The sequence below is a fragment of the Luteolibacter sp. LG18 genome (assembly GCF_036322585.1).
GTDB lineage: Bacteria > Verrucomicrobiota > Verrucomicrobiia > Verrucomicrobiales > Akkermansiaceae > Luteolibacter.
This window is the reverse complement of the sequence record NZ_AP024600.1, coordinates 1,816,367-1,831,246: the sequence shown is the minus strand read 5'-3', so window position 1 is coordinate 1,831,246 and position 14,880 is coordinate 1,816,367. Positions and strand designations below refer to the sequence as shown.

Here is a 14,880-nt window from a genome sequence, read left to right as displayed (position 1 = left end):
TCCAGCTTTCCCTGTTTCCGGACCTCACGGCGGTGCTCCCCTGCCCCGCCGACCGGCTCCCTGTGTCTTTCCGTTTGTTTGTCCACCGCCCATTGCTCGCATGAAATCCGCCATTCCCATCCTTGCCTGCGCCGCGCTGGTCGCTCCCGCGCACGCCGCCGCCCTGCCCGCTCCGGCGAAGGGGTCCCACATCGTCCTGCTCGGCAACGGGCTGGGGGAACGCACCCAGTACGACAGCTACTTCGAAACGCTGCTGCACCTGCGCTACCCCGACAAGGAACTGACGGTGCGCAACATCTGCGTGCCGGGAGACACCGCGGGCTTCCGGCCGCGCGCCGGACGCAAGACCCAGTGGGCATTCCCGGGAGCGGAGAAGTTCCACCCCGCGAACAAGGCGCACAAGGGCGAGGGCATCGAGCCGAGTCCGGACGACTGGCTGACGCTGTGCAAGGCGGACACGATCGTGGCGTTCTTCGGCTACAACGAATCGTTCGAAGGCCCGGCCGGAGTGGACAATTTCGCCGCCGAGCTGGAGGCCTTCATCGCCTACACCCGGACGCAGAAGTACAATGGCAAGGAAGCCCCGGCGATCGTGCTGGTGTCCCCGATCGCCTACGAGAACCTCTCGGGGACCACGCTGCTGCCGGACGGCAAGGTGGAGAATACCAACCTGGCGCTCTACGTGGAAGCGATGCGCAAGGTGGCGGACAAGAACAAGACCGGCTTCATCGATCTCTTCACGCCGACCCGCAGCCCGAAGCTCGCAGCAGGCACCACGCTGACGACCAACGGTTTCCTGCCGACCGATGACGGCGACCGGTTCCTGGCTCCGCTGCTGGCGGACGGTCTCTACGGCCCCGCGCCGGTGGCTTCAAAAGCCAAGGCCGAGGAGCTGCGCCAGGCGGTGATCGACAAGGCATGGTTCTGGAGGAACGACAACCGCATCGTCAACGGCGTGCACATCTACGGCCGCCGCCGCGCGCCCTACGGCACCTTCAACTACCCGCAGGAGATCGAAAAGATCCGCCAGATGACCGCGAACCGCGACCAGGCGGTGTGGGCGGCGGCGCAGGGCAAGAAGTACGACCTGAAGACCGCGGACGCCGGCACCCGCCCGCTGGACCCGGTGACCTCGAACTTCCCCGGCAAGGTCGTCTACAAAACGGGCAACGACGCGCTGGCGGACTTCAAGGTGGCTCCGGGATTCAAGATCGAGCTCTTCGCCTCCGAGGAACGGTTCCCGAACCTCAGCAAGCCGATGCAGATGAGCTTCGACAACAAGGGCCGCCTGTGGATCGCGACGATGCCGTCCTATCCCGGCTACCGCCCGGGCGACGCGCTGCCGGACGACAAGCTGCTCGTCTACGAGGACACGGACGGCGACGGCAAGGCGGACAAGGAGACGGTCTTCGCCGATCACCTGCACCTGCCGATCGGGTTCGAGTTCGCGCCCGAGGGCGTCTACGTGGCCCAGGAGCCGAATTTCATGCTGCTGCGGGACACCGATGGCGACGGCAAGGCGGACAAGCGCGAAATCGTGCTGGAGGGCTTCGATTCCCACGACTCCCACCATTCGATCAATGCCTTCAGCGCCGATGCGACGGGCTCGATCTACATGCCGGAGGGCACCTTCCTGCACACCAACGTGGAAACGTCCTACGGTCCGGAGCGCGGCCTGCAGGCCGGGGTGTGGCGGTTCAACCCGCGCACCAAACGGCTGGACCGCTACAGCCAGTCGAACTTCGCGAACCCGTGGGGCATCGCGTTCGACAAGTGGGACCAGTGCTACATCGCCGATGCCTCGCCGGGCCAGAACTGGTGGGGGCTGCCGCTTTCGCCGAAGGTCCCCTACGAGTATGAGACCGGGAAAACGGCGGAGTTCGCCCCGAAGCGGTCGCGGCCGACGTCCGGCGCGGAGTTCATCTCGTCCCGCCATTTCCCGGATGACCTGCAAGGCTGCTACATGGTGAACAACGTGATCGGTTTCCTGGGCACCAGCGTGTGGGACATCAAGGAGGATGGCTCGGGCTTCGCCGGAAAGCAGCGGATGGACCTGATCTCCTCGACCGATCCGAACTTCCGCCCGTGCGACATGGAGTTCGCGCCGGATGGCTCGCTCTACATCCTCGACTGGCACAACGCGCTGATCGGCCACATGCAGCACTCGGCGCGCGATCCGAAGCGCGACCGCGACCACGGTCGCATCTACCGCGTGACCTATCCGTCCCGCCCGCTGGTGAAGCCGGTGCCGATCGCCGGCGCGACGATCCCGCAGTTGCTGAAGGCGCTGGAGGAACCGGAGTACCGCACGCGCTACCGGGCGCGCCGCGAACTGCGCGGCCGCAAGGCGGACGAGGTGCTGGCCGCCGTGAAACAATGGGTGGCGGCCGCCGACAAGAACTCGCCGGACTACGACCACCTGCTGTGCGAGGCGCTGTGGACGACCGCGGGCTTTGAAAAGATCGACCACGATCTGCTGGTGCAATGCCTGGGAGCGAAGTCCCACCAGGCCCGCGCCGCGGCGGTGGACGTGATCCGTTTCGCCTGGCGGGACATCCCGGACCACACGGCGCTGCTGCTGAAGGCCGCGGCCGACGAGCATGCCCGGGTGCGCCTGGCGGCAATGATGGCCGCCTCCTGGATGGACAACGAGGACGGGGCCCGCATCGCTTCGGAAGCGCTGGAGCGCCCGCTGGATTCGTGGATGCCGAAGGCCTACACGGCCGCGCTGGTGACGCTGAAGGACGCCTTCGACTCGCTCGCGAAGGGCGGCAAGTTCGACGTCTCCCAGAAACCGAAAACCCGCGACTTCCTGGCCGGGAAACTGAAGCTGGAAGCAGGCAAATCCGAGGACGCACCGCAGCCGGAACCGAAGCTGCCGCCCGCCGAACTGGCGCTCTACCGCCTGGGCCGCGAGGTCTACCAGCGCGACGTCCACTGCGCGACCTGCCACCAGCCGACCGGCCTGGGTGACGCGACCTACCCGCCGCTGGCGAACAGCCCGTGGGTGAACGGCGACGAGACGCGCCTGATCAAGGTGGCGCTCAAGGGCATCTGGGGTCCGATCACGGTGAACGGCAAGACCTTCGATCCGAAGAACGGCGTGCCGCCGATGACGCCCTTCGAGTTCCTGCTGAAGGACGATGAACTGGCCGGGGTGCTGACCTACGTCCGCAACAGCTTCGGCAACTCCGCCCCGGCGGTGAAGCCGGAGACGGTGAAGCGGGTGCGCGAGGAGGCGAAGTCGAAGACGGGGTTCTACACCGTGGAGGAACTGCTGAAGCAGCATCCGTTCTAACTGGGAGTAGAATGGGAGCGAAGCGGACATGGCCAGCCCTTGGCCTATCCATCCGCTGGCAAACATTCTTGTCCCGTTCTTGATCTTCTGATCCCAACGACAACAGGCGGTCCTATTTCCATGGGACCGCCTGTTGCGTTTCAGAAAAGAACGGGACAAGAATGTCCCTACTCCCAGTTAGCGGGTCAGCACGGGGGCGAGCCAGGCACCCCAGTCGCTGCGGACGTCGTCGCCGCCGTCATCGGTGAGGAGCTGGAGCTCCTTCACGCCGGTGACGTCGATTTTGAAGTCGTGGACCTTGCCGTCCTTCACCTTGGCGGCCTTGAAGAGCTCCTTGCCATCGCCGGTGATGCGGAAGCCGACCGAGCCGTCGCGGCCGTCGATGAGGCCGCAGCTTCCCGAGAGGGTTTTCCACGTGCCTCCAAGCTGCCAGGTGTAGGTGGCGGGCGCATGAGCGTAGAGGCCGTCCGGGAACAGGCGGCCACCGGCGGCAAACACCCATGGGGCCTCCGGCAGCATGCCGGAGCTGGCTGCACCGTAGCCGGTCTTCGCGGAGGTCCAGCGGGCGGTGGTGAGGGCGCAGAACGCCCCTTTCTCATCGGCGGGGACCGGGAGCGGCGCGGTTTTCGAAGCAGCGCGGACGAGCGAGGTCGCTGCCTGTTTCACCACCGGGTCGCTCTTCGAGAAATCGATTTTCCCGAAGGCCGCGGTGGCGGCGGCCCCGCCCTGGGAGGCGACATCGAAGAGCGGCTTGAGGGTCATGGCGGCCTCGATGGCACTGACATCGGCGGTGCCGTCCGGCTTCACGAGGTAGGACCAAGCGTAGGGAGTCTGGCTAAGGAAGCCGCTGGGAATGCCATTCGCCTCCAGGAAAAACAGGCGCAGTTCACCGGACTTCCCGGCGACCAGGTCGTTGCCGGTGAGGGTGAAGCGGCCATCCTTGTCCGGCACGGCGGTGGCGGTGGGGGCATCGTAATCGCCGCCACCGGCGGGATCGAAGTAGGCGACGACGCCGTAGACCGGCACCTTCGAGGTGACCTTGCCGGAAACGACGAGGGCCTTCCCGTCCGCCTTGATCGAAAGATCGGAGGGCGCGGCGGTGGGCTGATCCTTCATGCCCTTCACCGAGCCGCAGAACAGCGGGTGCGAGGCCAGGCGCAGGCCGTGGGCCAGGGTGATGAAGCTGCCAAGACCCTCGCCGCGCTGGGCGGCGCGGTATTCGCGGTTGCCGGAGCCCATCAGGGCGATGCCGCAGTTTTCGTGCTGGTCGTGGCGCTCTTGGTTGTGGGGTAGACTGAGCGCGTGGCCGAGCTCGTGGGCGATGCCGCCGATGAAGATGGAATTGTAGCGGCCGAGCGAGATATTGCCGTATTGGCCGTCCTGGACCTTGTCGCCCTTGTTCGCGAGTTGGGAGAGTTCGAGGATCGGTGAATCCACCTGCCAGGCGCAGCCCCGGCGGTTCGTGCCGGAGGCGTAGTACGGGCTGTTCTGGGAAATGGTGCGCTTTTCCGGGTCCCAGTTCGACATGTTGCAGAAGAGCACGATGGTCTCGTTCTCCAGATCGACGCCTTCCTTCGCGAGCTGGTCCTTGCACTCATTGCGGATCTCATCGCCGCTCGGGACATCGTAGTGGGCGTAGGGCTGCCGTCCCTTGATGACGTGGATGTTGATCAGGCCGTCCGCGGCATGGTCGAGGGCGAAGGTGCGGGGGCCGAAGCCCATCTTCTCCATCTCCTCGGCGTAGAATTTCCGGATGTCCTCCATGATGGTGGAGAGGCGCTCACGGTAGCGCGGGGCGGGCTCGCGGTCGGATGGGGACCAATACACGATGTGGAGCTTCCGCTGGGCCCGTTCGGGATTCTGGTTCTGCCAGCCATCCAGAATCGGGCGGGCGGCGGCAACCTGGGCTGCAATTTCCTCTTTCGGCGTGAGCGCAGAGGCTGGAAGAGCAAGCAGCACGATGGGTAAAATGCGAATCATCACGCCAAATACGCCACCGGACGGGGCTTTTGTCTCCCAATTGCCGCAGCACCCGGGAGTACGGTTCAGGAGGCTTGCTCGTCGTCGCGGAAATACAGGCAGCGCCAGCCATCGCCGAGATCGACCTCGTTGATCGTGCCCGGGATCTTCGGGGACTTCGCCTTCACGAAGCCGCAGCGCCCGTTTCCGCCGTCGCAGGTCCACAGGAACACGTTCCCGTCCGCATCCACCTGGGAGGATTCGATCCGGTAGAGCCCGATCCAAGTGCCCCGCTCCAGGCGTCCGCCCGCGGCCTCCGATGCGGCGAGGTCCATCGCATTCCGGGAACCGGCGAACACCGCCCGCAACGGCAGGTGGCCGGCGGAAAGGAGGGCCATCAGCGCGGCGAACGCGCAGGCCATGGCGCGGCCGGGCGTGGCCATGCCGGGACGACCGATGCAAAAAGAACCCGCGCCGAGGGCAAACAGACCTGCCGGAACGAACAGCAGGACCGCCGGAACCCGGATCAACCAGCCGCAGCCGGAAGTCACGAGTACGATCAGGCAGGCAATCCCCCACACCCACGCGCCCGCCTTCATACTCCACGACCCTGCCGGGCGGGCCGGGGCCTGCTGGGAAGCGTTCGGGGTATTGGTGAGGGTTTTTGGCATGAGCGCTATGGCGCATCTCCGCTGCGATAATCGTTTAGTAACTGAATATGTTTAAGCAAATGATAATTTACTGCTAGTCTATCTTATTTGCCTTGTCGTGGGGTCACAGCGGTTGCAGACCTTCGCACGATGAACCGGGCATGTCTCTTCCTCGCGGTATTCGCGGGCATGATGACACTGTCTTGTCATCGTCCGAAACCTGAAGAGAAACAGGCCGTGCCTTTCGCGGATGATCTCCGAACGCTGGAAGACCGCACCGAGATCCATGTGCTGAAGGACCCCGAATCCGGCAGCAAGGTGGCGGTGGCCCCGGTTTGGCAGGCGCGGGTGATGACGGCCACATGGGAAGGAGCGGAGCATGGTACTGGGGTGGTGGCGCGGCTCGAAGGGGATTCCACCCGTGATTTCGGCGGCGAGGAGGTCCCGCTGCTGGTGGCGGGCGGGGATGCGGGCGTGGCCAGCTTTGAGACCGGGCCGTTCCGGGTCACCGCCGCCACGGACCTGCTGATCCAGTGCGAGGCGGATGGCTCCCTGGCCACCCCGGGCAAGGAGCCGCGTCCCTTCCGGTTCGAGCGCGTGATCCAGATCCTGAACAAGGGCGAGATGGCCCGCCTGCTGGGCATTCCCATGGCCAGCACGCTCAAGGCCGTGGGCTATCGCAGCACCCATGTGATCCGGAGCCCGGACGGCCAGGGATGGCCGGAGAGTGAAATGAAAGTGCGCCACCAGGGCTCCCTGCATTGCAGTCCGCGTGCCCTTCTGGTCATTCCGGCACCGGCCAACTCTGGATTTCCCCCAGGCAACCGCTGGCAACCCTGTGGCAAGGCCTTGGTCCGGGGATTCGATGGCCACCTGAACGAGCCGATATGGCCCGGAAAATCGGCGGACGACCTGCTGTGTGTCCACGATCCGGAGCGGAACACCCTGACACTCGTGATGAACGGCCCGCGCGCCGGAGCCGATCCGTCGCCGCAGGATCCGGTGGTGCCCGTGCCGCAGGAAGCAGGCCCCCTGCGCAACCGCACCACGATCCACCTGCAAGGTTCGGCAGCGGATCTCGACGCCATCGTCCGCAACTTGCTCGGATGCTCGCTCCGGGACGTGGCCGCGGCAGCGAAAAAGTAAGCTACTCGGCGAGGATCTCGCTTTCCCGCCCGCCTTCATTCACCCGCACTTTGAGCGGGGCGGGGGCGTGAACCGCCCGGCGGACGAGCGTTCCATCCTGCCATTCCAGATCGACGGTCAGGCCTCCGGCGACCGGAAGACCCTTGGCGGTGCCGGTCTTCCAGGCCGCCGGGAGGGCCGGGAGCAGGTGAATCACGTCATTCCGGGAGGAAACCAGCAGGTCCGCGGTGTCGGGCCGGGCGGGAGGATCACCCTGCAACGTTTGGGCCCGGTAGAGATAGTCGTGGAACAAAAGGGCAGCGAGATCCTGATCGGAACGGGTACCCGCGGCGGCCTTCACGCGCTCGTCGGTAGGTTTGGCGGCAGCTTCGTGGCCTCCGAGATCGAGCGTGCAGCGGTCCATCAGGGAGCGGTGCTTCACCTGATGGGCGGCGAGGGCTCCGGCCCAGACCTTCGAGAGGTCCGGATGCTCGTCCGGGCCGCCGTAACGGGTGGCCAACCGCTTCCAAGCCTCCCCAGCAGCGGGCTCCGGAGCACGGGCCAGCACGATCATGGCCTCCCCTTCCCCACGGATCACCATCGAGTTGCCGTCCGGCTCCACCTCGGATTCGAACGGCAGCACCCAGGCCCGGGTCACGGGGGCGGAGGGAGTGGAAGGGTCTTTCAAGAGCAGCTCGGCGCGGTCGCCGATGGAAGCGATCCCTTTTCCTTCCAGTGTGGCGCGGAACCCGAGGGCTCCCGGCATGCCCGCCAGCAGGTGGACGAGGACCACGTCATCGGCGCGGCTGGCGAGGACGGTGGTGGTGATCAAACTGCCGCCGCGTTTCCAGGTCGTGACCGCCAGACCGTCGCGGAGGTCGAGCGAACGCCGGTAGTCGGTGGTGGGCCGGTCGCCATCCAACCAATCGATCCGCAGCGTAAAGTCCCCGGCGGAAGACACGAGGCGCTCCACCTTCGGGTCCCCGGACACGAGGACCGCGGTTTTGCCATTTCCCACCGGCAGGGCGTCCTTCGCCTCCCGGGCGGGAGCTTGGAACCACAGCTCCATCGGCGGGGCCGCGGCGGCGGTTGCCGCGAGGGAGAGGAAGACCAGAAGGCGGACCGGGGAAACCATCAATTCGGCGGGCAGAATGGCGAGTCGCCCCGCCGCTTGCCAGCCCGAAGGAGGGGTGTGAAAGCCATCGGCCGGACAGGCAACCTGTTCGTTTTGCGCGGTTTTGCCTTGCCAAGGGGTCCCCTATCCCGTACCCCGCGCGTCCCTCCTCGCGCCGCCAATTCACCAATGGAAGATCGGAGGGACCTCAAAGCGGCGGATTTTCCGAGAATCGCCCGGCCTGAATCAAGGCGGGACACCTGAAATACCAATGATCAACGAACTTATCTCCGAGATGGTGGACGCCGGCGTCCACTACGGTCACCAGACCAAGAAGTGGAACCCGAAGATGAAGCCCTTCCTCATGAAGGACAAGGGTGGCATCTACATCATCAACCTCGAGAAGACCGTCCAGCAGCTCGACAAGGCTTCGGACTTCCTCTCGGAGCTTGCCGGCAAGGGCAAGAAGATCCTTTTCGTGGGCTGCAAGCGCCAGGCTCAGGACGCCGTCCGTGAAGCCGCCGAGGCGACCGGCCAGTTCTACGTGAACCACCGCTGGCTCGGTGGCATGCTCACCAACAGCGCCACCGTGCGCAAGTCGGTGGAGCGCCTCAACTACCTCGAGAACCTCGAGAAGCAGCCGGAATTCAAGTCCATGTCCAAGAAGGAGCTCGCCGCCCTCGGCCGTGAGCGCGAGAAGCTCCTGCGCAACCTCAAGGGCGTGCGTGGCATGGAGCAGAAGCCGGACGCCGTGGTGATCGTGGACTCCGCCCGTGAGTCCATCGCCGTGGCCGAGGCCCGCCGTCTGGAAATCCCGATCGTCGCGATCGTGGACACCAACGCCGACCCGTCCGTGGTGCAGTACCCGATCCCGGCCAACGACGACGCGATCCGCTCGATCCGCATCGTGCTCCAGAACCTGGTGGACGCCATCGTCGTCTCCGCCAAGGCCTGACCGCTTTGTCACGCGGGCGGCCTTGGCAACCACCATAGGCCGCCCGTTTTGTTTTCCCACCAAACGCTTTCCAACGAACCGCTATGATCACCGCTTCCCTCGTCAACGACCTCCGCAAGAAGACCAACGCCGGCATGATGGACTGCAAGCGCGCCCTCGAAGAGACCCAGGGTGACCTTGAAGCCGCCGCGAAGCTGCTGCGCGAGAAGGGCATCGTGAAGGCCTCCTCGAAGGCCGACCGCGCCGCCAACGAAGGCATCATCACCGCCCGCCTCTCCGAGAACGGCAAGTCCGGCATCCTGCTCGAAGTGAACTGCGAGACCGACTTCGTGTCCCGCAACGACAACTTCCAGGGCTTCGTCAACGGCCTCGCCGACACCCTCATCGCCAGCTCGGCCGCCGACCTCGAGGCCGCCCAGCAGGTTTCTTTCCAGGGCTCCCCGGTCGAGGAGACCGTGAAGGCGAAGATCGCCGAAGTCGGCGAGAACCTCCAGTTCCGCAAGTACGTCCGCTTCGACGCCACCGGCGAAGGCGCGGTGTCCTCCTACATCCACATGGGTGGCAAGGTCGGCGTGCTCATCGAGGTCGGTGCCGGCAATGCCGAAACCGCCTCCACCGCTGGCTTCCGCGAGCTGGTGAAGGACCTGACCCTCCACATCGCCGCCGCCGCCCCGCGCGGTCTGTCCCGCGAGGACATCCCGGCCGACGTGGTGGAAGCCGAGAAGGAAATCTTCCGCGCCCAGCTCGCCGACTCCGGCAAGCCGGCCAACATCATCGAGAACATCATCACCGGCAAGATCGGCAAGTTCTTCGCCGAGAGCTGCTTCCTGGAGCAGGGTTTCGTGAAGGACCCGGACACCAGCATCAACAAGCTGCTCGAAGCCAAGGGCAAGGAGCTCGGCGACACGCTCACCGTGCGCCGCTTCGTCCGCTTCGGCCTCGGCGAATAAGCCACGGCCGCGGATCGATCCGCTGAATTTGAAAAGCCCGCTTCCGGAAGGAAGCGGGCTTTTTTTTCGGCAGCGCGCGGCTTACCATGGTTAGCAACCCGATCCTTGCCAGAACGGCCGCAGGCCGGGTGGATGGCCGGATACACCGAATGAGCCGCATCCAACACCGTTTCCTGGCGATCGACGAAGGCCACGCTGCCCTGCTGCATGTGGATGAGGTGCATCCGGAGCGCGATTGGACGGTGCCGATCGGGCATCCGCAGGCGCGGGATTTGCAATTGATCGGGAGCAACCGGCTGCTGGTGGGGCACCACCACGGGTTCAGCGAGTTCGATATCGCCACCGGTGCGGTGCTCGCGGAGTTTTCGGAACTGGAAGGGGTGACGGCAGCGCGACGCCAGCCGGACGGCCACACGCTGCTGGCGGGAGTGGATCTGGATGGCACCACCGGCGTGGTGGTGCTGGAACTGGACGCCTCCCACGAGATCGTGCGCAAGACCACGTTCGAAGGCGACTACGTGCGCCTGATCCGCCAGACGGCGCGCGGCACCTACCTGATGTCCTGCAACGACCGGATCCGCGAGGGCTCGCCGGATGGCACCTACCTGCGGGACTATCCGGTGGAGGGCTTCTACCACGCGTGGAAGTCGGTGCAGCGGCCGGACGGGCATCTGCTCGTCTCCGCGGGCTACGGCGCGTTCCTGGTGGAACTGGCGGCGGATGGCACGGTGATCCGGCAATTCGGCGGCAAGGACGAGGTGCCGGAGGCGGTGAATCCGTTCTTCTACGCCACCTTCCAACTGCTGGCCAACGACCATATCGTGCTCGCGAACTGGCAGGGCCATGGCGAGGGCTTCGGCGAGTCCGGGATCCAACTGCTGGAGTTCGATGCCGCGGGCCGGATCGTGTGGCAGTGGAGCGACGCGACGCGCATTTCCTCGCTTCAGGGCGTGCTCGTCCTGGACGGTTTGGACACCGCCGTGCTGCACGACGAGCGGAACGGCCCGATGGAGCCGCTCCGCTAGAGCGGGCGTTCAATCTTCCTCCACGGGAATGTCACCGAAGACGGTCCGCGAGCCATTGGCTCCAAAACCGCCGCTGAACTTCTGCCACGCGAGCCAGGCGACTCCGGCCAGAGCGGCGACCCCGACGGCACCGAGCACGTAGGGCGTGCGTTGGTCACGGCGGAGGGTGCGGGAGCCCGTGATGAGCCAGGCACGGCTGCGGTCGATGCCATCGGTGGCGGTCTTCACGAAGCGCTGTTTGGCGGCGGGCAGCTCGTCATTGAGCGCTTGGCGCAGGAGGCTCTTCGTGTCCGAGGAGAGGAGCCGGACGTCATCCCTGACCCGCTGGGCGAGGGAGCCGGTGCGTTGGTTGATCGGGAATCTCATGTCGATGGTGGGTTGAAATGGAAAGGCCCCCAAAACATCGCCTGGAGACCAAGCGTGCCACTCTAGCCGCGCCGGGCGGCATTCACAAGTCCCCAGTTTTCCGGAAACGGCGGGAATCCCGCAAAAAAACGGCGCGGGCGCGGGGCCCGTGCCGTGATTCCATTCCGCGGAATGGTTAGCGGTTAGTGGCGAAGCATGTCCTCCACCTCGCGCCGGATCTCGTCCTGCTGGCGGCCGACGCGCTTCTGGATGATGCCGACGAGTTCATCGAGGTTGCCCTCGGCGTGCTTGAGATCGTCATCGGTGAGATCGGCGTAGGCCTTTTTCAGGCGGCCCTTGATCACGTTCCAGTTTCCTTTGAGCTGCTGCTTGTTCATGGCGTTTCAGGGTTGGTGTTTGAAGAGGAGGGAGAGGGTTACTTGCCGAGGGCCTTGTCGATCTTCTCGCCGGTCTTTTCGGCGGGGCCCTTCGGATCGACGGCGTCCTTGACGCTCTCGACGGCCTTGTCGATTTGCTCGCCGCTTCTCTCGGCGGGGCCTTTTTTCTCACAGGAGACGAGGGGCACGAAAAAAGGGAAGATACAGAAGGCCAGCAGGAGTTTGATTCTCATGGGTAGTCGGTTGGGTGCGCGGGTGCCGGAAGCGGTGGACCCGTCATGATTCCCTATCGCAGGGGGGATGCCAGCGGGCGAACAGCACCTCATTCCACTAATGGTGAGATAGTTGCGAAAAAATCCGCACGCTCCGTCGGCGATCATGGCCAAGCAGGCTGCAACGCCTGTCCACCACCGGTTGCACGCTGCATGGCGAAGGAAAAGCAGGCCCCCGATTGCGAGGCCGTGCTCCACATGGGGCACCCATTCAGGGTGCATCCCGTTACTGGCACTTACCCGGGGTCGTGGACCCCGGGCTGGTATGGGTCATCCCGTTGGGATGAAGGAGCCCTTCCATAAGGTTTCGATAATCCTCCAAACGACCAGAAGAGCGTATCCGCTCACATCACGTCGCTTTCCAGCACCAGCCGCTCAAGGTGGAGGCGACCGGACTCGGGGTCGAAGAAGCCGGCGGGCTGGAGGTCTGGAGAAGCCAGCGTGCGGAAGGTGTCCTTCCAGATCTGGCGGTCCTCTCCCTCCTCCGTTTCCTCCGGAAGGTCCTCCACCGCCTGCTGGAACTCCATCCGGCGGGCGTGGGAAAGGGCGCTGGCCCACGGGGTGGCGGGCTGCTCCAGCACGTCTGCCTTGGCTTGGCGCAGGCGTTCGAGATCGACGGGCTTCGAGAGGAAATCGACGACGCCGTGGCGGAGGGCCAGCAGCACGTCCTCCGCCGTGAGATGGGCGCTGCAGAGCACGACCGGACATCGATCGCCCTGCTCGCGGAGGCGGGCGAGGGTTTCCAAGCCATTGAGCGCGGGCATGCGCAGGTCCATCAGGATGAGATCGAAGGGGCGCTCGGCGTGTTTCGCCAAGGCTTCCGCTCCATTGGGAGCTTCCTCGACCTCAACCCCCTCTTCCTTCAAGGCAAACGCGAATGCCATGCGCAAGGTCGGCTCATCATCGACGACCAGGATGGAAACGCGCTGACCCGGTTCACTCATACGTTTCGAGATTTCGTGCGATCGGGAGATCGACGTGAAATTCGGTCAGGCCGTCCTGGTTGTCCAGCAACCCAATGCGGCCTTCATGCGCGAGCACGATTTCACGTGAAATCGAGAGCCCGAGCCCGACGCCATCCGTCTTGGGATCGGGACCGCGGAAGAACTTGTCGAAAATGCGGCCGCGCAGTTCCTCTGGCACACCGGATCCGCGATCGATGACGGACAGGCGCACGAAGCGGCCGTCCGGACGGGCGACGAGGCGGATGACCACGGGCTGGTCGGCGGGGCCGTGCTTGAGCGCGTTCGAAAGCAGGTTCTGGATCACTTCATCGAGGCGGACGGAGTCTCCGCTCACAGGGGGCAGGCGTTCCTCGGACTCGATTTTGATCTCGCAACCGCGTTGTTCCGCGACGGTGGCGAAGAGTTGGCGGGCGCGCTCGGCGGATTCCGTGAGATCGACCGGGCGGAGCTGGAGCTGGCTGGCACCGCTCTCCACGCGGACGAGGTCGAGCAGGCGCTTCAAGGTGACGAGCAGCCGTTCGCAATCGTCGCGGGCGGAGCCGACCATGTTCTGCTGGATCGGCGTGAGACCGCCGGTGCGCCCCTCCAACAGGAGGTGCAGTACCATGCGGATGCCGGTGAGCGGGGTCTTGATCTCGTGGCTGACGGTGGCGAGGAGATTGGTCTTCATCTCGTCCAGCCAGCGGAAGCGGGTGACGTCCATGAGGAGGACGGCCCACCACACCCCCTCGCCCTTTTCGGCGGAGAAGCGGAAGATGCGGGGCAGGTAGTAGTGCTCCTCCTCATCGATGCGGAACAGGGCGGCCTCCCGGATGTCATCGGGCAGGAAGTTCCGCTTGTGGCGGATGCAGTCCTCCAGGACGGGCATGAGGGTGGCCGGCAGGCGGCCGGACACACCGAGGCGGGCCTGGAAGACCTCGGCCGCGGGGTTGAGTTGGTCGATGGAGGCATCCTCGTTCAACACGAACACGGGCGCGGGGATGGCGGTGAGCACGGCCCGGTTCTGGAGATTGGTGTGCATCAGCCGCTCGTCCATCTCGCGGCGGCGCTGGCGCAGCTCGAGCGCCATTTCATTGAACGCGGGGATGAGGGAGGAGAGCTCGTTGTGCACCACCGGCTCGGGCAGACTGAGCTCGAAGTTCCCGCGTTTCACCTCCTGGATGGAGTGGGCGAGGCTGACGACCGGATCGACGATGGCGCGGGCAAGGTGGAAGTAGATCAGCACCGCGATGACCACCCCGAGCACCATCAGCGAGAACACGAACAGGGTGCTGTCCAGCGAGCGGGCCTTCAGGTTGCTGGTGGTTCCGGCGAGCTGTTCCTCATACAACAAGCCGGCGGTTTCCGAGTAATCGGTGATCTTGCCGGTGAGGCGGGAGACGTTCTGGATCATCGCCGCGCGCTCGGGCTGCTCCTTCGGGTAGTGGGAGAAGAAGTCGTCGTAGAGCGAGATGTAGTCCTCGCAGGCGGCGGACAGGTGTTCGACCGTCTCCTCCGCGCGCGGCCCGGAGCTCGACCGGCTCAGCATCTGGACGGCCTCGCGCATGTCCTTCGCCTGGTCGTCAAAGGGCCTGCGGTCCGGCACACGGCCGCCCTCCGGAAACGGAAAACCGAGCGGGGCGACGTAGCGGGTGTTGACGTTGGACGTGACCACGCGCAGGCGCTTCTCGGCATTGAGCAGCATGGTGGACTGCTTGAGCTTCGAGTCGAACTCGGTGGAGGCCGACCGCAACAACAGCAGCCCGGCCGTTCCCACTCCGAGGAGCAGGATGACCAGGGCACTGAGAGCGAGGAGCAGACGTTTGCGTAACATCAGGAGCGGAA

The 14,880-nt window shown here is 65.2% G+C and carries 13 protein-coding genes; 5 read left to right on the top strand and 8 right to left on the bottom strand.

What is annotated here, in order from left to right; all coding sequences use genetic code 11:
• Positions 1–100: 100 nt before the first annotated feature.
• Positions 101–3,298, top strand: coding sequence for a PVC-type heme-binding CxxCH protein (locus tag llg_RS07620; protein ID WP_338289135.1), 3,198 nt, complete (start codon positions 101–103; stop codon positions 3,296–3,298).
• Between the two features lie 177 nt (positions 3,299–3,475).
• Here llg_RS07620 and llg_RS07615 read toward each other — a convergent pair whose 3' ends face one another.
• Positions 3,476–5,278: an NPCBM/NEW2 domain-containing protein gene (locus llg_RS07615; RefSeq protein WP_338289134.1), complete on the bottom strand. Its 1,803-nt coding sequence runs from the start codon at positions 5,276–5,278 to the stop codon at positions 3,476–3,478.
• A gap of 65 nt (positions 5,279–5,343) precedes the next feature.
• Positions 5,344–5,928 carry a hypothetical protein gene (locus llg_RS07610; protein ID WP_338289133.1) on the bottom strand — a complete coding sequence of 195 codons (585 nt, stop codon included), beginning with the start codon at positions 5,926–5,928 and terminating at the stop codon, positions 5,344–5,346.
• 216 nt (positions 5,929–6,144) lie between these two features.
• Here llg_RS07610 and llg_RS07605 point away from each other — a divergent pair, with 216 nt between their 5' ends.
• Entirely contained in the window at positions 6,145–7,053 is a 909-nt protein-coding gene (locus llg_RS07605) for a DUF6786 family protein (protein WP_338289132.1), read from the top strand.
• 1 nt (position 7,054) lies between these two features.
• Here the strand turns inward: llg_RS07605 and llg_RS07600 are convergent, their stop codons facing one another.
• Positions 7,055–8,167, bottom strand: coding sequence for a glycoside hydrolase N-terminal domain-containing protein (locus llg_RS07600; protein WP_338289131.1), 1,113 nt, complete (start codon positions 8,165–8,167; stop codon positions 7,055–7,057).
• 250 nt (positions 8,168–8,417) lie between these two features.
• Here llg_RS07600 and rpsB point away from each other — a divergent pair, with 250 nt between their 5' ends.
• The 3 genes from rpsB to llg_RS07585 all read left to right on the top strand — a co-directional run bounded on the left by rpsB (position 8,418) and on the right by llg_RS07585 (position 11,076).
• Positions 8,418–9,101, top strand: a complete 684-nt coding sequence (rpsB, locus tag llg_RS07595) for a 30S ribosomal protein S2 (protein ID WP_338289130.1) — start codon at positions 8,418–8,420, stop codon at positions 9,099–9,101.
• A gap of 83 nt (positions 9,102–9,184) precedes the next feature.
• Complete coding sequence (gene tsf / locus llg_RS07590) at positions 9,185–10,051, top strand: translation elongation factor Ts (protein ID WP_338289129.1); 867 nt, start codon at positions 9,185–9,187, stop codon at positions 10,049–10,051.
• Between the two features lie 149 nt (positions 10,052–10,200).
• Positions 10,201–11,076 (top strand): hypothetical protein, encoded by an 876-nt coding sequence (locus llg_RS07585; RefSeq protein WP_338289128.1) that lies wholly within the window; start codon positions 10,201–10,203, stop codon positions 11,074–11,076.
• 9 nt (positions 11,077–11,085) lie between these two features.
• Here the strand turns inward: llg_RS07585 and llg_RS07580 are convergent, their stop codons facing one another.
• From llg_RS07580 to llg_RS07560, 5 genes are all read right to left on the bottom strand, one after another.
• Positions 11,086–11,442 carry a hypothetical protein gene (locus tag llg_RS07580; protein WP_338289127.1) on the bottom strand — a complete coding sequence of 119 codons (357 nt, stop codon included), beginning with the start codon at positions 11,440–11,442 and terminating at the stop codon, positions 11,086–11,088.
• 182 nt (positions 11,443–11,624) lie between these two features.
• Positions 11,625–11,819: a CsbD family protein gene (locus tag llg_RS07575; protein WP_338289126.1), complete on the bottom strand. Its 195-nt coding sequence runs from the start codon at positions 11,817–11,819 to the stop codon at positions 11,625–11,627.
• Between the two features lie 38 nt (positions 11,820–11,857).
• Complete coding sequence (locus tag llg_RS07570) at positions 11,858–12,052, bottom strand: hypothetical protein (RefSeq protein WP_338289125.1); 195 nt, start codon at positions 12,050–12,052, stop codon at positions 11,858–11,860.
• 383 nt (positions 12,053–12,435) lie between these two features.
• Positions 12,436–13,035, bottom strand: a complete 600-nt coding sequence (locus llg_RS07565; RefSeq protein ID WP_338289124.1) for a response regulator — start codon at positions 13,033–13,035, stop codon at positions 12,436–12,438.
• Entirely contained in the window at positions 13,028–14,869 is a 1,842-nt protein-coding gene (locus llg_RS07560) for an ATP-binding protein (RefSeq protein ID WP_338289123.1), read from the bottom strand. Before llg_RS07560 ends, llg_RS07565 begins: the two co-directional genes overlap by 8 nt.
• Positions 14,870–14,880 lie beyond the last annotated feature (11 nt).

Coding starts and splice junctions, on each gene's coding strand:
- llg_RS07620 (WP_338289135.1), top strand. CDS start 101: ATGAAATCCGCCATTCCCATCCTTGCCTGCGCCGCGCTGGTCGCTCCC.
- llg_RS07615 (WP_338289134.1), bottom strand. CDS start 5,278: ATGATTCGCATTTTACCCATCGTGCTGCTTGCTCTTCCAGCCTCTGCG.
- llg_RS07610 (WP_338289133.1), bottom strand. CDS start 5,928: ATGCCAAAAACCCTCACCAATACCCCGAACGCTTCCCAGCAGGCCCCG.
- llg_RS07600 (WP_338289131.1), bottom strand. CDS start 8,167: ATGGTTTCCCCGGTCCGCCTTCTGGTCTTCCTCTCCCTCGCGGCAACC.
- rpsB (WP_338289130.1), top strand. CDS start 8,418: ATGATCAACGAACTTATCTCCGAGATGGTGGACGCCGGCGTCCACTAC.
- tsf (WP_338289129.1), top strand. CDS start 9,185: ATGATCACCGCTTCCCTCGTCAACGACCTCCGCAAGAAGACCAACGCC.
- llg_RS07585 (WP_338289128.1), top strand. CDS start 10,201: ATGAGCCGCATCCAACACCGTTTCCTGGCGATCGACGAAGGCCACGCT.
- llg_RS07580 (WP_338289127.1), bottom strand. CDS start 11,442: ATGAGATTCCCGATCAACCAACGCACCGGCTCCCTCGCCCAGCGGGTC.
- llg_RS07575 (WP_338289126.1), bottom strand. CDS start 11,819: ATGAACAAGCAGCAGCTCAAAGGAAACTGGAACGTGATCAAGGGCCGC.
- llg_RS07570 (WP_338289125.1), bottom strand. CDS start 12,052: ATGAGAATCAAACTCCTGCTGGCCTTCTGTATCTTCCCTTTTTTCGTG.
- llg_RS07565 (WP_338289124.1), bottom strand. CDS start 13,035: ATGAGTGAACCGGGTCAGCGCGTTTCCATCCTGGTCGTCGATGATGAG.
- llg_RS07560 (WP_338289123.1), bottom strand. CDS start 14,869: ATGTTACGCAAACGTCTGCTCCTCGCTCTCAGTGCCCTGGTCATCCTG.